At 62.4% G+C, this 15,831-nt stretch carries 23 protein-coding genes; 6 read left to right on the forward strand and 17 right to left on the reverse strand.

Annotated features, from left to right (window positions below; translation table 11 throughout):
• The first annotated feature begins 225 nt into the window (after positions 1 to 225).
• The 4 genes from rpsF to rplI are packed head-to-tail and all read left to right on the forward strand — an operon-like array spanning position 226 to position 1,625.
• Positions 226 to 603, forward strand: coding sequence for a 30S ribosomal protein S6 (gene rpsF / locus HA052_RS02520; RefSeq protein ID WP_043592023.1), 378 nt, complete (start codon positions 226 to 228; stop codon positions 601 to 603).
• An 18-nt stretch (positions 604 to 621) separates the two neighbouring features.
• Positions 622 to 921, forward strand: a complete 300-nt coding sequence (gene priB / locus HA052_RS02525; RefSeq protein WP_081544359.1) for a primosomal replication protein N — start codon at positions 622 to 624, stop codon at positions 919 to 921.
• 5 nt (positions 922 to 926) lie between these two features.
• The gene (gene rpsR, locus HA052_RS02530; protein ID WP_043592020.1) at positions 927 to 1,154 is read left to right on the forward strand and encodes a 30S ribosomal protein S18; all 228 of its coding nucleotides are present in this window, start codon (positions 927 to 929) and stop codon (positions 1,152 to 1,154) included.
• A gap of 21 nt (positions 1,155 to 1,175) precedes the next feature.
• Entirely contained in the window at positions 1,176 to 1,625 is a 450-nt protein-coding gene (gene rplI / locus HA052_RS02535; protein WP_081544360.1) for a 50S ribosomal protein L9, read from the forward strand.
• A 76-nt stretch (positions 1,626 to 1,701) separates the two neighbouring features.
• On the opposite strand, the gene HA052_RS02540 is transcribed toward rplI, so the two are convergent.
• Positions 1,702 to 2,037 carry a DUF2322 family protein gene (locus HA052_RS02540; RefSeq protein WP_206118749.1) on the reverse strand — a complete coding sequence of 112 codons (336 nt, stop codon included), beginning with the start codon at positions 2,035 to 2,037 and terminating at the stop codon, positions 1,702 to 1,704.
• A 468-nt stretch (positions 2,038 to 2,505) separates the two neighbouring features.
• The gene (locus HA052_RS02545) at positions 2,506 to 3,057 is read right to left on the reverse strand and encodes a hydrolase (RefSeq protein ID WP_166450636.1); all 552 of its coding nucleotides are present in this window, start codon (positions 3,055 to 3,057) and stop codon (positions 2,506 to 2,508) included.
• 161 nt (positions 3,058 to 3,218) lie between these two features.
• Between HA052_RS02545 and HA052_RS02550 the strand changes: the two genes are divergently transcribed.
• Entirely contained in the window at positions 3,219 to 3,722 is a 504-nt protein-coding gene (locus HA052_RS02550; protein ID WP_166450637.1) for a GNAT family N-acetyltransferase, read from the forward strand.
• Between the two features lie 43 nt (positions 3,723 to 3,765).
• On the opposite strand, the gene HA052_RS02555 is transcribed toward HA052_RS02550, so the two are convergent.
• From HA052_RS02555 to HA052_RS02570, 4 genes are all read right to left on the reverse strand, one after another.
• Complete coding sequence (locus HA052_RS02555; RefSeq protein WP_166450638.1) at positions 3,766 to 3,933, reverse strand: hypothetical protein; 168 nt, start codon at positions 3,931 to 3,933, stop codon at positions 3,766 to 3,768.
• 244 nt (positions 3,934 to 4,177) lie between these two features.
• A complete protein-coding gene (locus HA052_RS02560; RefSeq protein ID WP_081544363.1) occupies positions 4,178 to 4,363 on the reverse strand; it encodes a hypothetical protein in 186 nt (61 codons plus the stop codon).
• Positions 4,364 to 4,516: 153 nt separating this feature from the next.
• The gene (locus tag HA052_RS02565; protein WP_166450639.1) at positions 4,517 to 4,687 is read right to left on the reverse strand and encodes a hypothetical protein; all 171 of its coding nucleotides are present in this window, start codon (positions 4,685 to 4,687) and stop codon (positions 4,517 to 4,519) included.
• A gap of 32 nt (positions 4,688 to 4,719) precedes the next feature.
• Complete coding sequence (locus tag HA052_RS02570; protein WP_166450640.1) at positions 4,720 to 4,887, reverse strand: hypothetical protein; 168 nt, start codon at positions 4,885 to 4,887, stop codon at positions 4,720 to 4,722.
• 194 nt (positions 4,888 to 5,081) lie between these two features.
• Here HA052_RS02570 and HA052_RS02575 point away from each other — a divergent pair, with 194 nt between their 5' ends.
• Positions 5,082 to 5,981, forward strand: coding sequence for a LysR family transcriptional regulator (locus HA052_RS02575; protein ID WP_039754100.1), 900 nt, complete (start codon positions 5,082 to 5,084; stop codon positions 5,979 to 5,981).
• A gap of 98 nt (positions 5,982 to 6,079) precedes the next feature.
• On the opposite strand, the gene HA052_RS02580 is transcribed toward HA052_RS02575, so the two are convergent.
• From HA052_RS02580 to purM, 11 genes are all read right to left on the reverse strand, one after another.
• Positions 6,080 to 7,324 carry a uracil-xanthine permease family protein gene (locus HA052_RS02580; protein WP_166450641.1) on the reverse strand — a complete coding sequence of 415 codons (1,245 nt, stop codon included), beginning with the start codon at positions 7,322 to 7,324 and terminating at the stop codon, positions 6,080 to 6,082.
• A gap of 4 nt (positions 7,325 to 7,328) precedes the next feature.
• Positions 7,329 to 7,841, reverse strand: coding sequence for a GNAT family N-acetyltransferase (locus HA052_RS02585; protein WP_166450642.1), 513 nt, complete (start codon positions 7,839 to 7,841; stop codon positions 7,329 to 7,331).
• Between the two features lie 74 nt (positions 7,842 to 7,915).
• Positions 7,916 to 8,548 carry a uracil phosphoribosyltransferase gene (gene upp, locus HA052_RS02590; protein WP_019100726.1) on the reverse strand — a complete coding sequence of 211 codons (633 nt, stop codon included), beginning with the start codon at positions 8,546 to 8,548 and terminating at the stop codon, positions 7,916 to 7,918.
• Positions 8,549 to 8,683: 135 nt separating this feature from the next.
• Positions 8,684 to 9,496, reverse strand: a complete 813-nt coding sequence (locus HA052_RS02595; RefSeq protein WP_166450643.1) for an EAL domain-containing protein — start codon at positions 9,494 to 9,496, stop codon at positions 8,684 to 8,686.
• A gap of 124 nt (positions 9,497 to 9,620) precedes the next feature.
• On the reverse strand, positions 9,621 to 9,932 hold the full coding sequence (grxD, locus tag HA052_RS02600; RefSeq protein ID WP_107798222.1) for a Grx4 family monothiol glutaredoxin: 312 nt from the start codon (positions 9,930 to 9,932) through the stop codon (positions 9,621 to 9,623).
• An 82-nt stretch (positions 9,933 to 10,014) separates the two neighbouring features.
• Positions 10,015 to 11,397 (reverse strand): chloride channel protein, encoded by a 1,383-nt coding sequence (locus HA052_RS02605; RefSeq protein WP_166450644.1) that lies wholly within the window; start codon positions 11,395 to 11,397, stop codon positions 10,015 to 10,017.
• Positions 11,398 to 11,508: 111 nt separating this feature from the next.
• On the reverse strand, positions 11,509 to 12,759 hold the full coding sequence (locus HA052_RS02610; protein ID WP_439823232.1) for an RsmB/NOP family class I SAM-dependent RNA methyltransferase: 1,251 nt from the start codon (positions 12,757 to 12,759) through the stop codon (positions 11,509 to 11,511).
• Positions 12,755 to 13,909, reverse strand: a complete 1,155-nt coding sequence (locus HA052_RS02615; RefSeq protein ID WP_166450646.1) for a DUF3108 domain-containing protein — start codon at positions 13,907 to 13,909, stop codon at positions 12,755 to 12,757. Before HA052_RS02615 ends, HA052_RS02610 begins: the two co-directional genes overlap by 5 nt.
• A 4-nt stretch (positions 13,910 to 13,913) precedes the next feature.
• Positions 13,914 to 14,543 (reverse strand): phosphoribosylglycinamide formyltransferase, encoded by a 630-nt coding sequence (gene purN / locus HA052_RS02620; protein ID WP_081544370.1) that lies wholly within the window; start codon positions 14,541 to 14,543, stop codon positions 13,914 to 13,916.
• The gene (locus HA052_RS02625; protein WP_141111022.1) at positions 14,540 to 14,767 is read right to left on the reverse strand and encodes a hypothetical protein; all 228 of its coding nucleotides are present in this window, start codon (positions 14,765 to 14,767) and stop codon (positions 14,540 to 14,542) included. Before HA052_RS02625 ends, purN begins: the two co-directional genes overlap by 4 nt.
• Positions 14,736 to 15,773 carry a phosphoribosylformylglycinamidine cyclo-ligase gene (gene purM, locus HA052_RS02630; protein ID WP_166450647.1) on the reverse strand — a complete coding sequence of 346 codons (1,038 nt, stop codon included), beginning with the start codon at positions 15,771 to 15,773 and terminating at the stop codon, positions 14,736 to 14,738. Before purM ends, HA052_RS02625 begins: the two co-directional genes overlap by 32 nt.
• Between the last annotated feature and the right edge of the window lie 58 nt (positions 15,774 to 15,831).

Here is a 15,831-nt window from a genome sequence, read left to right on the forward strand (position 1 = left end):
CGTCTTGCGAGATCGTAAACACGTTCTGAGAACCTGTTTGCCCGCGTCCGCGAGACAGTTGCAGACCCCAGGCCGCCATCTTTGCCACAAGCGCATCCTCCCGCGGCGCGGAAGGCACTGATTTTATTTGCTTGTCACCGTCTAAGCGCGTAGAATGCTGCGGTTTCAACCCCTTGCCTTTTGCAACTGCATGGCAAAAGGCTTCAATAGCCACAAGGAGTTAACATGCGTCATTACGAAATCGTGTTCATCGTCCACCCGGACCAGAGCGAACAGGTTCCGGCCATGATCGAGCGCTACAAGGGCATGGTTCTGGCCGCTGAGGGCAAGATCCATCGTCTGGAAGACTGGGGCCGCCGTCAACTGGCTTACCCGATCCAGAAGCTGCACAAAGCTCACTACGTTCTGATGAACGTAGAGTGCCAGTCCGAAACCCTGGCCGAGATCGAACACGCCTTCAAGTTCAACGACGCTGTTCTGCGTCACCTGACCATCAAGCTGGATCGCGCGGTTACCGAAGCGTCCCCGATGATGAAGGACGAAAAGGCCAAGAACCTGCTGGACGCCCAGCAGCCGGCAGCCGAGGCTGAAGCTTCCGCCTAATCGGCGAGGAGCGAGGTCTTGCAGAACCGTCTGGCGCTGACCGCCACGGTCGACCGCGAGGATGCGCTGAGATACACCCCCGCCGGCTTGCCGGTGTTGGAAATGTGGCTCAAGCATCAGTCTAGACAGACAGCTTACGGTTTTGATCGGGATGTGGCCTGCGAAATACAGGCCGTGCTGATAGGCGAAGAAGCTCGGAAATTTTCCGGGAAACTGGCGGGAAACACGGTGAACCTCACCGGCTTTCTGTCCCAGCGCAGCCTCAGGAATCCGCGGTTAGTGCTCAATATCGAATATGTTGAATTTGTAAAAGGTTAGTCAAAATGGCTCGTCAACTCTTCAAGCGCAAGAAGTTCTGCCGCTTCACGGCAGAAGGCATCAAGGAAATCGACTACAAATCCGTTGATCTTCTGAAAGACTTCATCGCCGAAAACGGCAAAATCATCCCGGCTCGCATCACCGGCACCAAGGCCCGCTACCAGCGTCAGCTGACCACTGCTATCAAGCGTGCTCGCCTCCTGGCCTTCCTGCCGTACACCGACCAGCACTAAGCCGGGAAAGGAACTTAAAAGATGCAAATCATTCTGCTCGAAAAAGTTGCCAACCTGGGTCAACTGGGTGATGTGGTTAAAGTCAAGGATGGTTACGGTCGTAACTTCCTGATCCCGCAAGGCAAAGCCAAGCGCGCTACCGAAGCCAACCTGAAAGAGTTCGACGCTCGCCGCGCCGAACTGGAAGCTAAGCAAGCCGAGATCCTGGCCGATGCCAAGGTTCGCGCCGAGAAGCTGAACGAAGCGGTTGTCACCATCGCTCAGAAAGCCGGCGTTGACGGTCGTCTGTTCGGTTCCGTGACCAACGCCGACGTTGCTGAAGCCGTGACCGCCTTTGGCGTGCCGGTTAAGCGTTTCGAAGTTCGCCTGCCGAACGGCCCGTTCAAGGCCATCGGCGAGTACGACATCGAGATCGCTCTGCATCACGACGTTGTTACCCCGATCAAGATCGTGGTTGTCGCCGAAGCTTAATTTCCGTTTTCGGGAATCGCTTTACGAAAAAGCCCGCTCATTCGAGCGGGCTTTTTGTTTGGGCGCGCGCGGCGTTTCAGTCGTCCTGATTCAGCACCAGGCGCGCGCGCAGGCCGGGGGCATCGGCCTCGGCGATGGACAGCAGGCGGTCGATATTAGGATGCTTGCCCGGATTGGCGCGGGCGTCTGGCGTGTGTTCGGCGTAAAGCGCCAGCCCTTCGCGCGCGGCCTTGCGGTCAATGTGGCCGTGATTCTTGATCAGGGCGTGGTAAACGCGCACCGAACCGGCGGTGCCGGGCTGATTGTCCAGCCGGCCGACCGGCTCGCCGCTGGCGTCCAGCAGGACGATGGCGCGGATGTCGTCGACAGCGGGCAGGGTGTTGAGAATGTCCTTGAAAACGCTTGCTTGCATGATGTGGTTTCCTATTGTCGTTATCGTGGCGGGCTGCCGCGGCTGCCCGTTGAGTGGCGGGGTGTTGCGTATGGACCGTGGAGCAGATCAGAGCCGGATGCAAAACCGCTGAGTGTAGCCGGATGTTAGGCGTCGGGGAGACTGAGAAAGTTCAGGCGGTCGCCGTGCGCCGCACATTTTTGGTGCATCCTATTGGGCTGTCTGCCTTGATTTGGTGCAATTTATGCCGCCAGCTCTTCATTACACCATGCTTTGGATGATTTTGTGTTGCAAATTTGTTAATGAATCAAAGGCTTGGCCTATGATTGTTAACTTGGCACGGCAATTGCTAAATATAAAGCGATCTGGTGACGCCAGGGCATGGCCCGGCGTCTCGCGCCAGTCTCCAAAGGGGATAAGAGAGCGGCACAGCCGCCTTGGATCGGGGTCGATCGGCGAAGCCGACGGCCCCGTTTCATTTTTAGCGCGTCACGGCTGCTCGCCCACCAGGTAACGCTGGCTCATCCGCTTGAAGTGCTCTCCGCCGGCCTGGCGCAGGCATTCGAACAACACCATTTCCTTGCTGACGATAACGGCGCCGGCGTCGCGCATCCGCTGCAAACCCAACTCGATGTCGGACACCTTGCGGCTGGATACCGCGTCCGCCACCACGAAGACCTGTTTATCCCGTTCCAGCAGCTCCAACACGGTTTGCAGCACGCAAACATGAGCCTCCATGCCGCAGACGATGATTTGCGGCCGGGTCAGAACCGTCTCCGGCAGACAGCTCGCCGCAACGCAGGAGAAGTGGGTTTTCTCTACCACATGCGGGTCCGGCGCTTGGGCGAGCAGTTCCGGCAGAGTGTGCCCCAGGCCGCGGGGGTATTGCTCGGAAAACACTACCGGCAGGCCGTGATCGGCGGCCACGCCGATCAGCCAGCGACAGCGCGCCGCCATGCCGGCCGCGTCCACTACCGCCGGTGCCAGCTTTTCCTGGATGTCCACCACCAGCAGGCTGGCCTGTTCCTTGTGCATCAGCATCCTATGCTCCTTTTGTTTATTGGGCTTGGTCGCGGTGTTCAGGATACCGCTTTTGGCCCGGCCATGCGCCATCACGGAATCTGATTGTCATTGTTCTTGCTGTTGCGAGCTTCTCCCGGTCATGATGGTGATTTTTGAATTGCAATCTTCGGGGGAATGTTATGCACGATTTGCTGATCAGGAAGGTTGAGCCGGAGGATGCGCCGGCCTTGGCGGCGATGATGGTGTTGGAGGAGGTGGTGGCCAATACTTTGCAACTGCCTTACCAATCGGTTGACGACTGGCGACGGAAGCTGGCGCAAGCGCCAGCATACGTGCATTCCCTGGTGGCCTGTAACGCCGAAGGCCGGGTCGTCGGCAATGCAGGCCTGATCTGCGATGAGCGCCCGCGCATTCGGCACGCGGCCAGCCTGTTCATCGTGGTGCACCCGGAATGGCACGGTCGCGGCGTGGGATCGGCCTTGCTGCGGGCGGTGCTGGAGCTGGCCGACAACTGGCTGGGGCTGCTGCGGGTGGAACTGGCGGTAGTGCACGACAATGAGCCGGCTATCGCGCTGTACCGCAAGTTCGGCTTCGAGCTGGAGGGGCGCAGACGCAAGGAGCAACTGCGCGCAGGACGCTATGAGGACACGCTGATCATGGCGCGGCTGCGTCGGCTGGAATGACAAAGCGCCTGCGTAAGCAGGCGCTGGCCTAGTATTGCGAGGTCTACTTGCCGGAGGCGTCTTGCGCCTGCGGCGCTTGCTGCTGTTGTCCTTGCAATTGCGCGTCCATGCGCGCGCGCATTTCCCACATATTGGATAATCCTTCGCCCGCCATGGCGGCGCTGGACAGCAGGATCAGGGACAGGGTGGTCAGTACGGTTTTCTTCAGCATGATGTTTCCTTTCATGGCAAATCGACCGGTCGACCGGCTCGGCGCAGGGCGTCGACGGAGGTCGGCTGCGGGCCCGGCGAAGCCTGTCGCTGTTTTGGCGGCCTGCATCGCCATTGAATTCTAGTGAATGCCGGGACTTTGTTCGGCTATGGCGGCGATCAATTTGCAAACGAGTGTGAATCGTATTTCGCGGGTGTTTGGCCTCCCGCCGCGGAGCGCGGACGGGAGGGAGCGGCTTGCCATCTTAGCTGGCGGATTGCTTGGCTTGGGCGCCGGCCGTTGCGGTTTGTTGCGAGGCGGCTTGCTTGGCTGCGATCTGGGCATCCATGCGCTCGCGCATTTCGCGGGCGTTGTTGGCGCCTTCGCCGCCGGCCATGGCGGCGCCGGACAAGATGATCAGGGACAGCGCGGTGAGGATGGTCTTCTTCATGGTGGTTTCCTTTCATTGCGATCTTGCCGCGGCCGGGCGGTTTGCGTCCGGCGTACAGGGCTTGAGTCGACATTCTATGGCGGACTTTGCCGCAGTGCGGTAAACGATTGTTAGCGTGTGCTAATGAACTTTGATCGCGTTTACAAAGCCGGATTAGCGGCCTGCCTGGCTGGTTTGGGACGGCGCCGGCGCTTGCTTGGCGGCGATCTGGGCTTGCATGCGTTCGCGCATTTCGCGGGCGTTGCTGGCGCCTTCGCCGCCGGCCATGGCGGCGCCGGATAGAACGATCAGAGACAGGGCGGCGATAAGGCTGTGTTTCAACATGGGGAATTCCTTGTAAAGTGTGGGATGCGCGCTTATTTGGCTTGCTGAGCCTGGGCCGGGGTTTGCGCCTGCTTGGCGGCGATCTGGGTTTGCATGCGCTCGCGCATCTCACGGGCGTTGCTGGCGCCTTCGCCGCCGGCTGTGGCAGCGCCGGACAGAACGATCAGAGACAGGGCGGCGATAACGGTTTGCTTCAACATGGTCAAAATCCTTGTGCGATTAAGTGGCTTGGCGGTGGCCGGGATGTTCAAAATGCTAGAATCGATTCGGCGCTCCGCTAAGGAGTCGCTTAGCCTGCTCTGGCGGGCTGCGCGACTTAGTGACTGAATATTAAGGATGTTTTTTGGCCGCAGATAGCGGAATGATTTGCACTGAACCATCAGTAAATTTGAATATGAAACTATCACTCGACGCTTTGCTGGTGCTGGACGCCATCGACAACCACGGCAGTTTCGCCGCCGCCGCGGACGCTTTGTTCCGGGTGCCGTCCGCGGTGACTTACACCGTGCAGAAGCTGGAACAGAGCTTGGGCGTGCAGATATACGATCGCAGCGGCCACCGCGCCCGCTTGACGCCAGCCGGCGAGCGTCTGCTCAAGGACGGCAGGCATCTACTGGACGCGGCGCGTCAGCTGGAGCTGAGGGTCAGCAAGCAAGCCCAGGGCTGGGAGCATCAGTTGCGCATCGTAATCGGGGATTTGGTGGACTTTGGCCAGGTGATCCCTTTGATCGCGGAATTCGATCAACTGGCCTCGGCCACGCGACTGATTTTCCGCAGCGAGATTTTCGGCGGCACTTGGGACGCCTTGTACGACGACCGCGCCGATCTAGTGATAGGCGCGCCTAATATGCCGCCGCCCGGCGACTATTTCACCCGCACCATAGGCAGTTACGATTTTGTGCTGGTGGTGGCCGCGGGTCATCCGCTGGCGGCGGAAGACAAGCCGCTGCCGCCGCATGTGCTGCGCCAGCACCGCGCGGTGGCGATAGGCGACACTTCACGGCGTTTGCAGCCGCGCACCGGAGGTTTGCTGGACGGTCAGGACGTGTTGACCGTACACAGCAGCCTTGCCAAGCTGGACGTGATCCTGGCTGGCCTGGGCAGCGGCTATCTGCCGCGTTCCATGGTGGGGCCTTATCTGGCCAGCGGAGACCTGGTGGCCAAGGAGGTCGCCGAGGACAGCCCGGACCACCAGATGTGCTTTGCCTGGAAGCAGGCGCAGCCTGGCAAGGCTTTGCAGTGGTTCATTCAGCGTTTGGAACAGGCGGTGGAAGCGGGCGAGCTCCGGCCGTGAAAAAGCCGGCGTCCGCGAGGAGGCCGGCTGGTCATGGGAAGTCGTGAATAGGGCTTCAACGCCGCATCGCCGGCGCGCAGCAGACTATTAACAGGTTCTTACACGTCCTGACCTTCGACGATGCCGTCGTGGCTGGCGGCTTGTTTGGGCAATAACAGGTTCAGCACGATGGCCAGCAGCGAGCAAAGGCCAACGCCGGCCAGTTCGAAATCGCCCAGCTTCAGGCTGAGGCCGCCGATGCCGGAGGTGAGCACCACCGAGATGATTACCAGATTACGCGGCTCCATCAGGTCCACCTTGGCTTCGATCAGGGTTTTCAGGCCGATGGAGGCGATGGTGCCGAACAAGAGCACCATGATGCCGCCCATCACCGGCAGCGGGATGGACTGCAATAGCGCGTTGAACTTGCCGAAGAAGGCCATGGCGATGGCGAACAGCGCGGCCCAGGTCATGGTGACCGGGTTGAAGTTGCGGGTGATCATCACCGCGCCGGTGACTTCGGCGTAAGTGGTCACCGGCGGACCGCCGATCAGGCCGGCGACGCAGACGCCCAGGCCGTCGCCGGAAAGGGTGCGGTGCAGACCGGGCGATTTGGTGTAGTCCTTGCCGGTGACGCCGCCTATCGCCATCACGCCGCCGATATGTTCAATGGCCGGGGCGATGGCCACCGGCAGCATGAACAGCGCGGCCGCCCAATTGACTTCCGGGCTGTGGAAGGCCGGCATCGCGAACCAAGGCGCGGCGGCCAGCTTGGCGAAATCCACCACGCCGAACAGCGCGGCGGCGATATAGCCGACGATGACGCCAGCCAGAATGGGCACCAGTTTGAACAGGCCGCGCGCGAAGATGGACACGATGACGGTGGTGGCCAGGGAGATCGTCGCCAGCAGCATGGACACCGCGTAAGGCGTGACCTGCTTGCCGCCGGCGAGGCCCATCGCCATGCCGGAGGCCGCGGAGGCCACCGACAGGCCGATGATCATGATCACCGGGCCGATCACCACCGGCGGCAGCAGCCGGTTGACGAAGGCCATGCCGCGCCAGCGGACGACGGCGGAAAATAGAAAGTACATGAAGCCGGCGCAGAACAGGCCGAACTGCGTCGCGCCCTGGCCCCAGGTGTGCATCGAATAGATGATGGGGCCGATGAAGGCGAAGGAGGAGCCGAGGAAGATCGGCACCTGGCGCCCGGTGAAGAGCTGGAACAGCAGGGTGCCGATGCCGGCTCCCAGCAGCGCCATCGCCGGATTGAGGCCGGTCAGCAGCGGCACCAGCACCAGCGCGCCGAAGGCGACGAACAGGATCTGGGCGCCGGACACGGCCAGCTTGAGTTGTTGGAACATGGTTTTAACCTTTGTGCTCGTCTTGGTCTGAATGGGGGGCGGGGGCCAGATCCAGCCGCTTGCCCAGAATGCGCGACTGCGGCTCCAGGCCGCGACGCAGGTAGAAATTCAGCGCAGCCTGATTGAAGTCCTTCACCTCTAGCCGTATCTCGTCGGCCGAATGTCTCCGCGCCCAGTCTTCGGCCGCGTTCAGCAAGGCCGAGCCGTGGCCTTGCCCACGCCACTCCGCCGTGACCACTAGCGTGGCGACACGGCAAATGCGTCGAGGCAGCAGGAAGGGGAGGGTGAGGTCAAGCAGGGTCAAGGCGACGAAGGCGGTGACCTCGCCATCGGTCTCCGCCAGTAGCAGCGCGGCGTTGGGCGTGTTCAACTGACCGGCCCAGAAGGCGCTGTCGCGGTCTGCCGCGCCGTTGGCGGCGAAAGTGTGCGGCAGCGCGAGATGGTGCTGCAGATTGATTTCGTCGGCAAGACGGCAGATGGCGGGCAAGTCGCTGGCGGCTGCGGGGCGTATTTTCATGCTTGGGGCCGGTCTGGGCGCGCAAAAAAACGCCGCGTCCGAAACGGGAGCCGCGGCGCTGGAATGGCTCATGATCAGGCTTGCTTGGTGCCGAAGATCTTGTCGCCGGCGTCGCCCAGGCCGGGGATGATGTAGCCGTGCTCGTTCAAGTGGCTGTCGAGCGAGGCGGCGTAGATCTGCACGTCCGGGTGGGCGTCGTTGACGATCTTCACGCCTTCGGGAGCGGCCACCATCACCACCGCCTTGATTTGCTTGCAGCCGTTGCGCTTGAGCAGATCTATGGTGGCGACCAGCGAGCCGCCGGTGGCCAGCATCGGGTCGATGATGATGGCGATGCGTTCGTCCAGATTACCGACGAATTTCTCGAAATAAGACACCGGCTCCAGCGTTTCTTCGTTGCGGGCCAGGCCGACCACGCTGATCTTGGCGGAGGGCACCAGGTCGAGCACGCCGTCCAGCATGCCGATGCCGGCGCGCAGGATGGGCACCACGGTGACTTTCTTGCCCTTGATCTGCTGGACGTCGATCTTGCCGCACCAGCCGTCTATGGTGACGCTTTCCAATTCGAAGTCGCGGGTGGCTTCATAGGCGAGCAGGCGCGCCAGTTCTTGGGTCAACTGGCGGAATTTCATGGTGCTGGTGTCGGCTTCGCGCAGCAGGCCGAGTTTGTGTTGCACCAGCGGATGCTGGACGACGGTGATGTTCATGAGACGTTCCCATACCTTGGCAAAGAGCTGCTTTCGGCGCGGGCGCGCCAAAAGCAGCTCTTGGTATTAATTATGAAGCCGACAGCCTTGGAAGATCTCGGGCTGCCTGCGGGGCATTTGGTATGGGGCGATATTTTACCCCTTTTCCCATTCCGAAATCCACTGCAAGAATTCAGCGGCGGCCCGTGGCGGGCTGCAGATATAGCCTTGCACCGCGTCGCAGCCTAGTTCGGCCAGCGTGGCCAGGTCGGCGGTGTCCTCCACGCCGATGGCTACCGTGGTGAGCCCGGAGGCCTTGGCCAGGCCGATGTCTTCGCGCAGGATGGCTTGCAGATGCTGGTTGGAACTGACGCCCTGAACGAAGGCGCGGTCCACTTTCAACAGACTGAAATGGCTGATCAGCAGCTTATCGGTCAGGGTGACACCGATGCCGAATTCGTCGATGCCGATGCCGAAGCCGGCGGCGCGCAACTGGGACAGCTGCGCGTCGGCTTTCTGCCAGTGCTGGCGCAGCGTGGATTCGGAGAATTCCAAGGTCAGCTTGGCCGGCTCCAGGCCCAGGATGCGCACTTTCTGCAGCAGTTGCTCGCACAGGCTGTCGTCGTCCAGCGACATCGAGGTCAGGTTGATGGTGACCGGAATGTCGTGGCCGCGTTCCTGCCAATCGCTGCAGGCGTACAGCGATTTTTCCAGGATCAGCTCGGTGAGTTCGCGGATCATGCCGCGCTCTTCCATCGCCGGCACGAAGCTGACCGGCGACAACACGCCAAGCGCCGGATGTTGCCAGCGCGCCAGCGCCTCGGCGGCGATCACCTTCCGGCTGGAGATTTCGACTATCGGTTGGAACCAGGGGATGAGCTGATCGTTGACCAGCGCGCGCCAGATCTCTTCGATGGGCATGGCGCTGGCGGGGCTGAGGACGGCTTTGGTTTCCTGATGTGTCGGCATGGGGCGATTTGGGTTGGGCAAGCGGATGTCACCCTGATTGTATGACATGGTGGGTGTTTTCGAAACGGTAAATTCCGCTGCAAAAACAAAGGTCCCGGCCATGGCCGGGACCTGGGAGAGGTGCTTACAGGTCTTTCAGCAGCTCTTGCAATTCGCCGTTCTGGAACATTTCATACATGATGTCGGAGCCGCCGACGAACTCGCCTTTGACATACAGTTGCGGAATGGTGGGCCAGTTGGAGAAATCCTTGATGCCCTGACGGATGTCGGCATCCTGAAGCACGTCTACGGTCGCGAACTGTTCAAGGCCACAGGCTTTGAGAATTTGCACCGCGCGGGAGGAAAAGCCGCACTGCGGGAATTGGGCCGAGCCCTTCATGAACAGCACGACCGGGTTGTCGGTCACGGTTTGCTGGATGGTTTGTTGCGCGCTCATTCAGTGGTCCTTGCTTGGATCGTCAATGTGGCTGCGGGCGCCGCTTGCGCGGAGAAATACCCGAGCGTTTCAATAGGTTATTTTACTTTTCGGCCGCCCGCGGGTCAATTTGCTTCGCAGCGGACGCCGCCTGGCCCGCGTGCCATTGCCGCAGGAAGATGTGCACCTGGCCGTCGTACAGCGCGCGGCGGGTGATCAGCCGCGATACATTGGACGCCAGCAGCGCGGTGGCCATCAAGGGGATGATCATCGCCGAGGAGTCGGTCATTTCCATCACGATGATGAAGCCGGTCATCGGCGCGCGGGTCATGCCGGCGAAGAAGCCCACCATGCCCAAGAGCACGATCAAGGTTTGCGGCAGGAAGGGCAGCAGATTGGCCATGTTCAAGCCAAAGCCGGCGCCTACCGCCAGCGATGGAGCGAACATGCCGCCGGGCACCGCGCTGATAAAGCTGATGAACATGCTGAGCAGCTTGAGCAGGCCGTAGCCCTGCATGCCGGCGCCGCTGCCCTCGATGATTTCGCGGGCGCGGAAATAGCCGGTGCCGAAGGTGACGCCGTCGCTGGCGATGCCGATCACCGCCAAGGCCAGGCCGCAGCCGGCGGCGAACAGCACCGGTTTTTTCAGGCGCCAATCGTGCAGGGAGCCGGGCAAGCGCAAGGTCAGCGCCAGCATGATGCGACAGCAGACGCCGCCGAGCAGGCCGCCGATGATGCCGCAGACCGGGATGGCCAGCCAGGACTGCTCCAGCTCCATATTCACCGACACCATGCCGAAATAGCTGTAATTGCCGAGGATGGCGGTGGCGGTGAGGCCGGACACGATCACCGACAGCAAAATGGTGGAGCTGGCGCGCAAGTCGAAGGTGCGGCCCATTTCCTCGATGGCGAACACGATGCCGGCCAGCGGCGCGTTGAAGGCGGCGGCCACGCCGGCGGCGCCGCCGGCCAGGATGAAGCTGCGCGCCGCGCCTTCATGACGCAGCGCCGCGTGGCGGTTCAGCGAATATTTGATGGCCGCGCCCACCTGCACGATGGGGCCTTCGTAGCCGAAAGTGGCGCCGGAACTGATGCCGATCAGGGTCAGCAGCATTTTGCCTATGGCGGCGCGTATGGTCAGAATGCGTTCGCGCAGCGCGTGCATGCCGCCTTCCAGCGCGGCGATGGATTGCGGGATGCCGCCGCCGGCGGAGCCGGGAAAGTAATGTCGCATCAGCCAGATGGCCAGCGCCAGGCCGGCCGGGGTAATCAGCAGGCTCCAGTAAGGCGAGTTGTCGTAGATGCGGGTGAAGATGGCGTGCGACAGATGGCTGCCGTTGGCGAAAACGCTGGCCATCAGGCCAATCAGAATGGCGGCGGTCCAGATCGGGATGTGGCGGCGCCACAGGACTGCGGACAAGTAGAGGTAGCGCAGGCGGCGCTGGACGCGGCTGCGGACTTGTCTGGCAGTGGGGGAGTCTGGCATGGAGCCGGCCTTTGCGGATGAATATGTGAGGTTTTGCTAATATTCAATGGTAAGGCGTATTGCGTTGAAAGACAAACCCCGGGCGCATCAGCGGCCGGGGTTGGCGCATGCTCAGGCGTTTTTTTCCAGTACGGCGGCGAAGAAACCGTCGGTATTGTGCAACTGCGGTTTCAGCTCCAGGTAGTCGCCCATTTGCAGCGGGATCTTCTGTTCCGCCAACACCTCGTCCATTTTCACCAGTTTGAAATCGGGGTGGTCCGCCAGGAAGGCGGCGACGATGTCTTGGTTTTCTTGCGGTAGCAAGCTGCAGGTGGCGTAGACCAGGCGGCCGCCGGCGCGGACCAGGCGGGCGGCGGAAGCCAGGATGGAGGCCTGCTTGGCGTTCAGCTCGGCTACGCTGTCCGGGTTTTGGCGGAATTTCAGGTCCGGATTGCGGCGCAGCGTACCCAGGCCGGAGCAGGGCGCATCCACCAGCACGCGGTCGGCCTTGCCGGCCAGGCGCTTGACCTTGGTGTCGTTTTCCGAAGCCAGCAATTGCGGATGGACGTTGGACAGGCCGGAGCGCGCCTGGCGCGGCTTCAGCTTGGCCAGCCGTTTTTCCGAAACGTCGAAGGCGTACAAGCGGCCGCTGGAGGCCATCTGCGCGCCCAGCAGCAGGGTCTTGCCGCCGGCGCCGGCGCAGAAGTCGACGACCATTTCCCCGCGACGCGCGCCGGTGATCAGGCCCAGCAGCTGGCTGCCTTCATCCTGCACCTCGAACACGCCGGTTTTGAACAGCTCGTGTTTGGCCAGCGAAGGCTTGGTTTTCAGACGAATGCCCAAGGGCGAGTAGGGCGTGGCCTCGCATTCGAGGCCGTCCGCCTGCAAGCGGCCCAGCAATTCGTCGCGCTTCATCTTCATGGTGTTGACACGCAGGTCCAGCGGCGCGCCTTCCGCCAGGCCCTTGCCCAGCGCGATTACCTGTTCCGGCGTTTGTTCGCCCAGGCGCTCAATCACCCATTGCGGCAGCTCGGCGTCCACTTCCAGGCTGGCCGGCAGGACTTTGCCCTTGATCTGGCCCAGCCATTCCTTTTCGCCGGCGCTGGCGGCCTCGCCCAGCTCCTTGACGTTGAGCTTGTGGATTTTCAGCAGGGCCACCAGGGCCAGCCGGCGCGGGGTGGCCTTGTCCGGCGCGATCAGCGCGCGCAATTGCAGCAGGCGGCGCAGCGCGCCGAAAGAGGTTTCCGCGATGATGTGGCGGTCGTTGGCGCCCAGCTTGCTGTGCTCGCGGAAATAAGCCGACAGCACCGCGTCGGCCGGACGGTCGAAGCGGATCATCTGGCCGATGACGGTTTCGATATGTTTCAGTTGATGGTGATTAATAGTCATTCTTGTGTTTTCTCGTGGGTTGCGGCGGCAGCTTCCATTGCGGCGCGCCGTTCACGTCGATGCGGACGGCCCTGAGGTCGATCCGTTTATCCTTGTCGATGCGCTGGATGCGCACCGGCAGATTGGAGAATTCCGGCGCTAGCCAGAATTCGTTGATATCGCCGTCGCCCTGGGCGCGGAACACGATAACCCGGATCTTGCCGGCGCCGGTGTCGTAATCGGCCTCGCCGCTGGGGCGCATCGGGTATTCGTACACTTTCTTGCCGGTGGTGATCTGGATGGGCTCGGGTCCCAGTTCGCCGCCTTTCAGCCCCAGCTGGAAAGCCAGGCTGAACACATCTTGCGCGCCGGGCTTCAGATCCAGCAGTTTGTCGCCTTGATCGCCGTAGCGCAGCTGACCCGCATTGTAGTCGAAATGCGCGGACTCTTTGACTTGACCGCCGCGCCAGGCTTGCAAGCTGTCCGGCAGCAAGCCGGCCTTGCTCTTGAAACGGCCTTCGGAAAGATAGCGCAGCCTGGGTCCGATAAAGGGGCTGGCGTTGATGTCCAGCCGGTAGCCGCCGTCCCCGCGGCTCCAGTCCAGCGTGCCGGTGCCCAACATCGCCGAGCCGTAGAACACCTGATAGCCCAGCGTGGCTTGACGGGGGAAGCCGCGCAGCCTGCTCTTGGGGTGGAGGTAGCCATCGTCGGCGGCGGCTTCGGTCATCGGCGCGCTGGCCTCATCCTTGTCGTTCGCCGCGATATTATCGGCGACCGGCGCCGATGAGGCGATTTTGCTCTCCGCGCTGGGCATGGAGGCGTCGGGCTTGGCCTCCGCCGCCGGCGCGCTTGGCTGCGCCTGAGCGACGACCGGTTCCGACGCCGCCTGCGGCGCCGAGGCTTCCGCCTTCTTGGCGGCGGGTTTGGGCTTGGTCTGCGACGGCTTGGGCGCGGCTGGCCGCAATTGGGCCACGGCGCCTTGCCGCGCCGTTTTGGCCGCTGGTTCGTCGGCGTCCAGCGCCTGCATCTTGACGCTGATGTCGCGCAAATCCTGGTCCGGCGGCAGTTCCAAAGCCGCTTCCGGCAGCAGGCCGGAGCCCAGCACGCCAAGATGAATGGCGAGCGACAGGGCCAGGGCCAGCAGGATCAGGCGACGGCTTTTCATGGACTCAGGGCGCGGGCGCCATCAGGCTGCCGGCAACGGAGGCGCGGCTGGCGATCTTGCCGGAGACGATGTTCAGTTCGCCGGCGACAAAGCGGCGCACGGCGGCCGGGTAGAGCCGGTGTTCCAGTTGCAGCACGCGTTCGGCCAGCGTGTCGGCGTCGTCGCCGTCCAGCACTTCCACCACGCCCTGGGCGACGATGGGGCCGTGGTCCAGTTCGGCGGTGACGAAGTGCACGGTGCAGCCGGCTACCTTGCATCCCATTTCCAGCGCGCGCTGATGGGTGTTTAGGCCGGTGAAGGCCGGCAGCAAGGACGGGTGCACGTTCAGCATGCGGCCTTCGTAGCGGCGGGTGAAGCCGGCGCTGAGAATGCGCATGAAGCCGGCCAGCACCACGAGGTCCGGCTGGTGGCTGTCTATCAGCTGCGCCAGCGCGGCGTCGAAGTCTTCGCGGCTGGCGAAGGTTTTGTGGTCCAGCGCCGCGGTGGCGATGCCGCGCTCGGCCGCCCAGGCGAGGCCGGCGGCGTCCGGGCGATTGGAAATCACCGCGGCGATGCGCGCGCCGGCGATATTGGCGTCGACGATGGCCTGCATATTGGAGCCGCGGCCGGAAATCAGGATGACGATGTTCTTCATGTTGGAATCGACGGAGACGTCGCCAGATAGTGTTCCCAGTCGGCGGCATCGGTGATGCAGCGCAACTGCTGTTCGTGCCAGCTGCCGCCCTGGTCCAGGCAGCGGTCGAGATCGGCCAGGATGACGGCCTCGCGATAAATGACAAACGCCGCCAGCAGGGCCAGCGGCGCCAGTTGCATCCAACGCAGCGCTTTAGGCGATCTGGGTTTGATGCTCGTCACCATCGCGGGCGCGCACCGCGCCGATTCGGTACACGGTCTCGCCTTCGCCCTGCAGCAGCGCGGCGGCCTGGTCGGCGTGCTCCGCCGCCACAATCACCACCATGCCGATGCCGCAGTTGAAAGTGCGGTACATTTCCTGGCTATCGACCTTGCCTTCCTGCTGCAGCCACTGGAACAACTTGGGCTGCGGCCAGGCGGCGGCGTCGATCTGAGCGACGACATGCTCCGGCAGCACGCGCGGGGTGTTCTCCGTAATACCGCCGCCGGTGATGTGGGCCATGCCTTTGACCGGCAGCACCTGCATCAGCTTGAGCAAGGGCTTCACATAGATGCGGGTGGGGGCGATGATGGCGTCGCGCAGGCTGCGGCCGTCCTCGAACGGCGCGTCCAGATCGGGTTGAGCGCGTTCGATGATCTTGCGCACCAGCGAGTAGCCGTTGGAGTGCACACCGTTGGATTTCAGGCCCAGCACTACGTCGCCTGGGGCAATGTCGCGGCCGCTGATCACGGCGCTCTTCTCCACCACGCCGACGGCGAAGCCCGCCAGATCGTATTCGCCGGTCGGGTACATGCCGGGCATTTCCGCGGTCTCGCCGCCGATCAGCGCGCAGCCGGCCTGTTCGCAGCCGGCGGCGATGCCTTTGATCACGTCGGTGGCTTGGGGCACGTCCAATTTGCCGCAGGCGAAGTAGTCGAGGAAGAACAGCGGTTCCGCCCCTTGCACCAGGATATCGTTGACGCTCATTGCCACCAGGTCGATGCCCACGGTATCGTGACGATTCCAGTCAAAGGCCAGTTTCAGCTTGGTGCCGACGCCGTCGGTGCCGGAAACCAGCACCGGCTCCTTGTATTTCTTGGAAATCTCCACCAGTGCGCCGAAACCGCCGATGCCGCCGATGACCTCCGGGCGCATGGTGCGCTTGGCATATGGCTTAATGTTCTCGACCAGCGCGTCGCCGGCATCAATGTCGACGCCGGCATCACGGTAACTGAGGGAAGTGGTGTTCAAGGTAAACTCGCTTTCTGCAAACTTGAAGTATTTTTACATCAAGCTTTCGCCGACGCGA

Origin of the sequence: Chromobacterium fluminis (assembly GCF_011602385.1) — a bacterium.
Taxonomy (GTDB): domain Bacteria; phylum Pseudomonadota; class Gammaproteobacteria; order Burkholderiales; family Chromobacteriaceae; genus Chromobacterium; species Chromobacterium fluminis.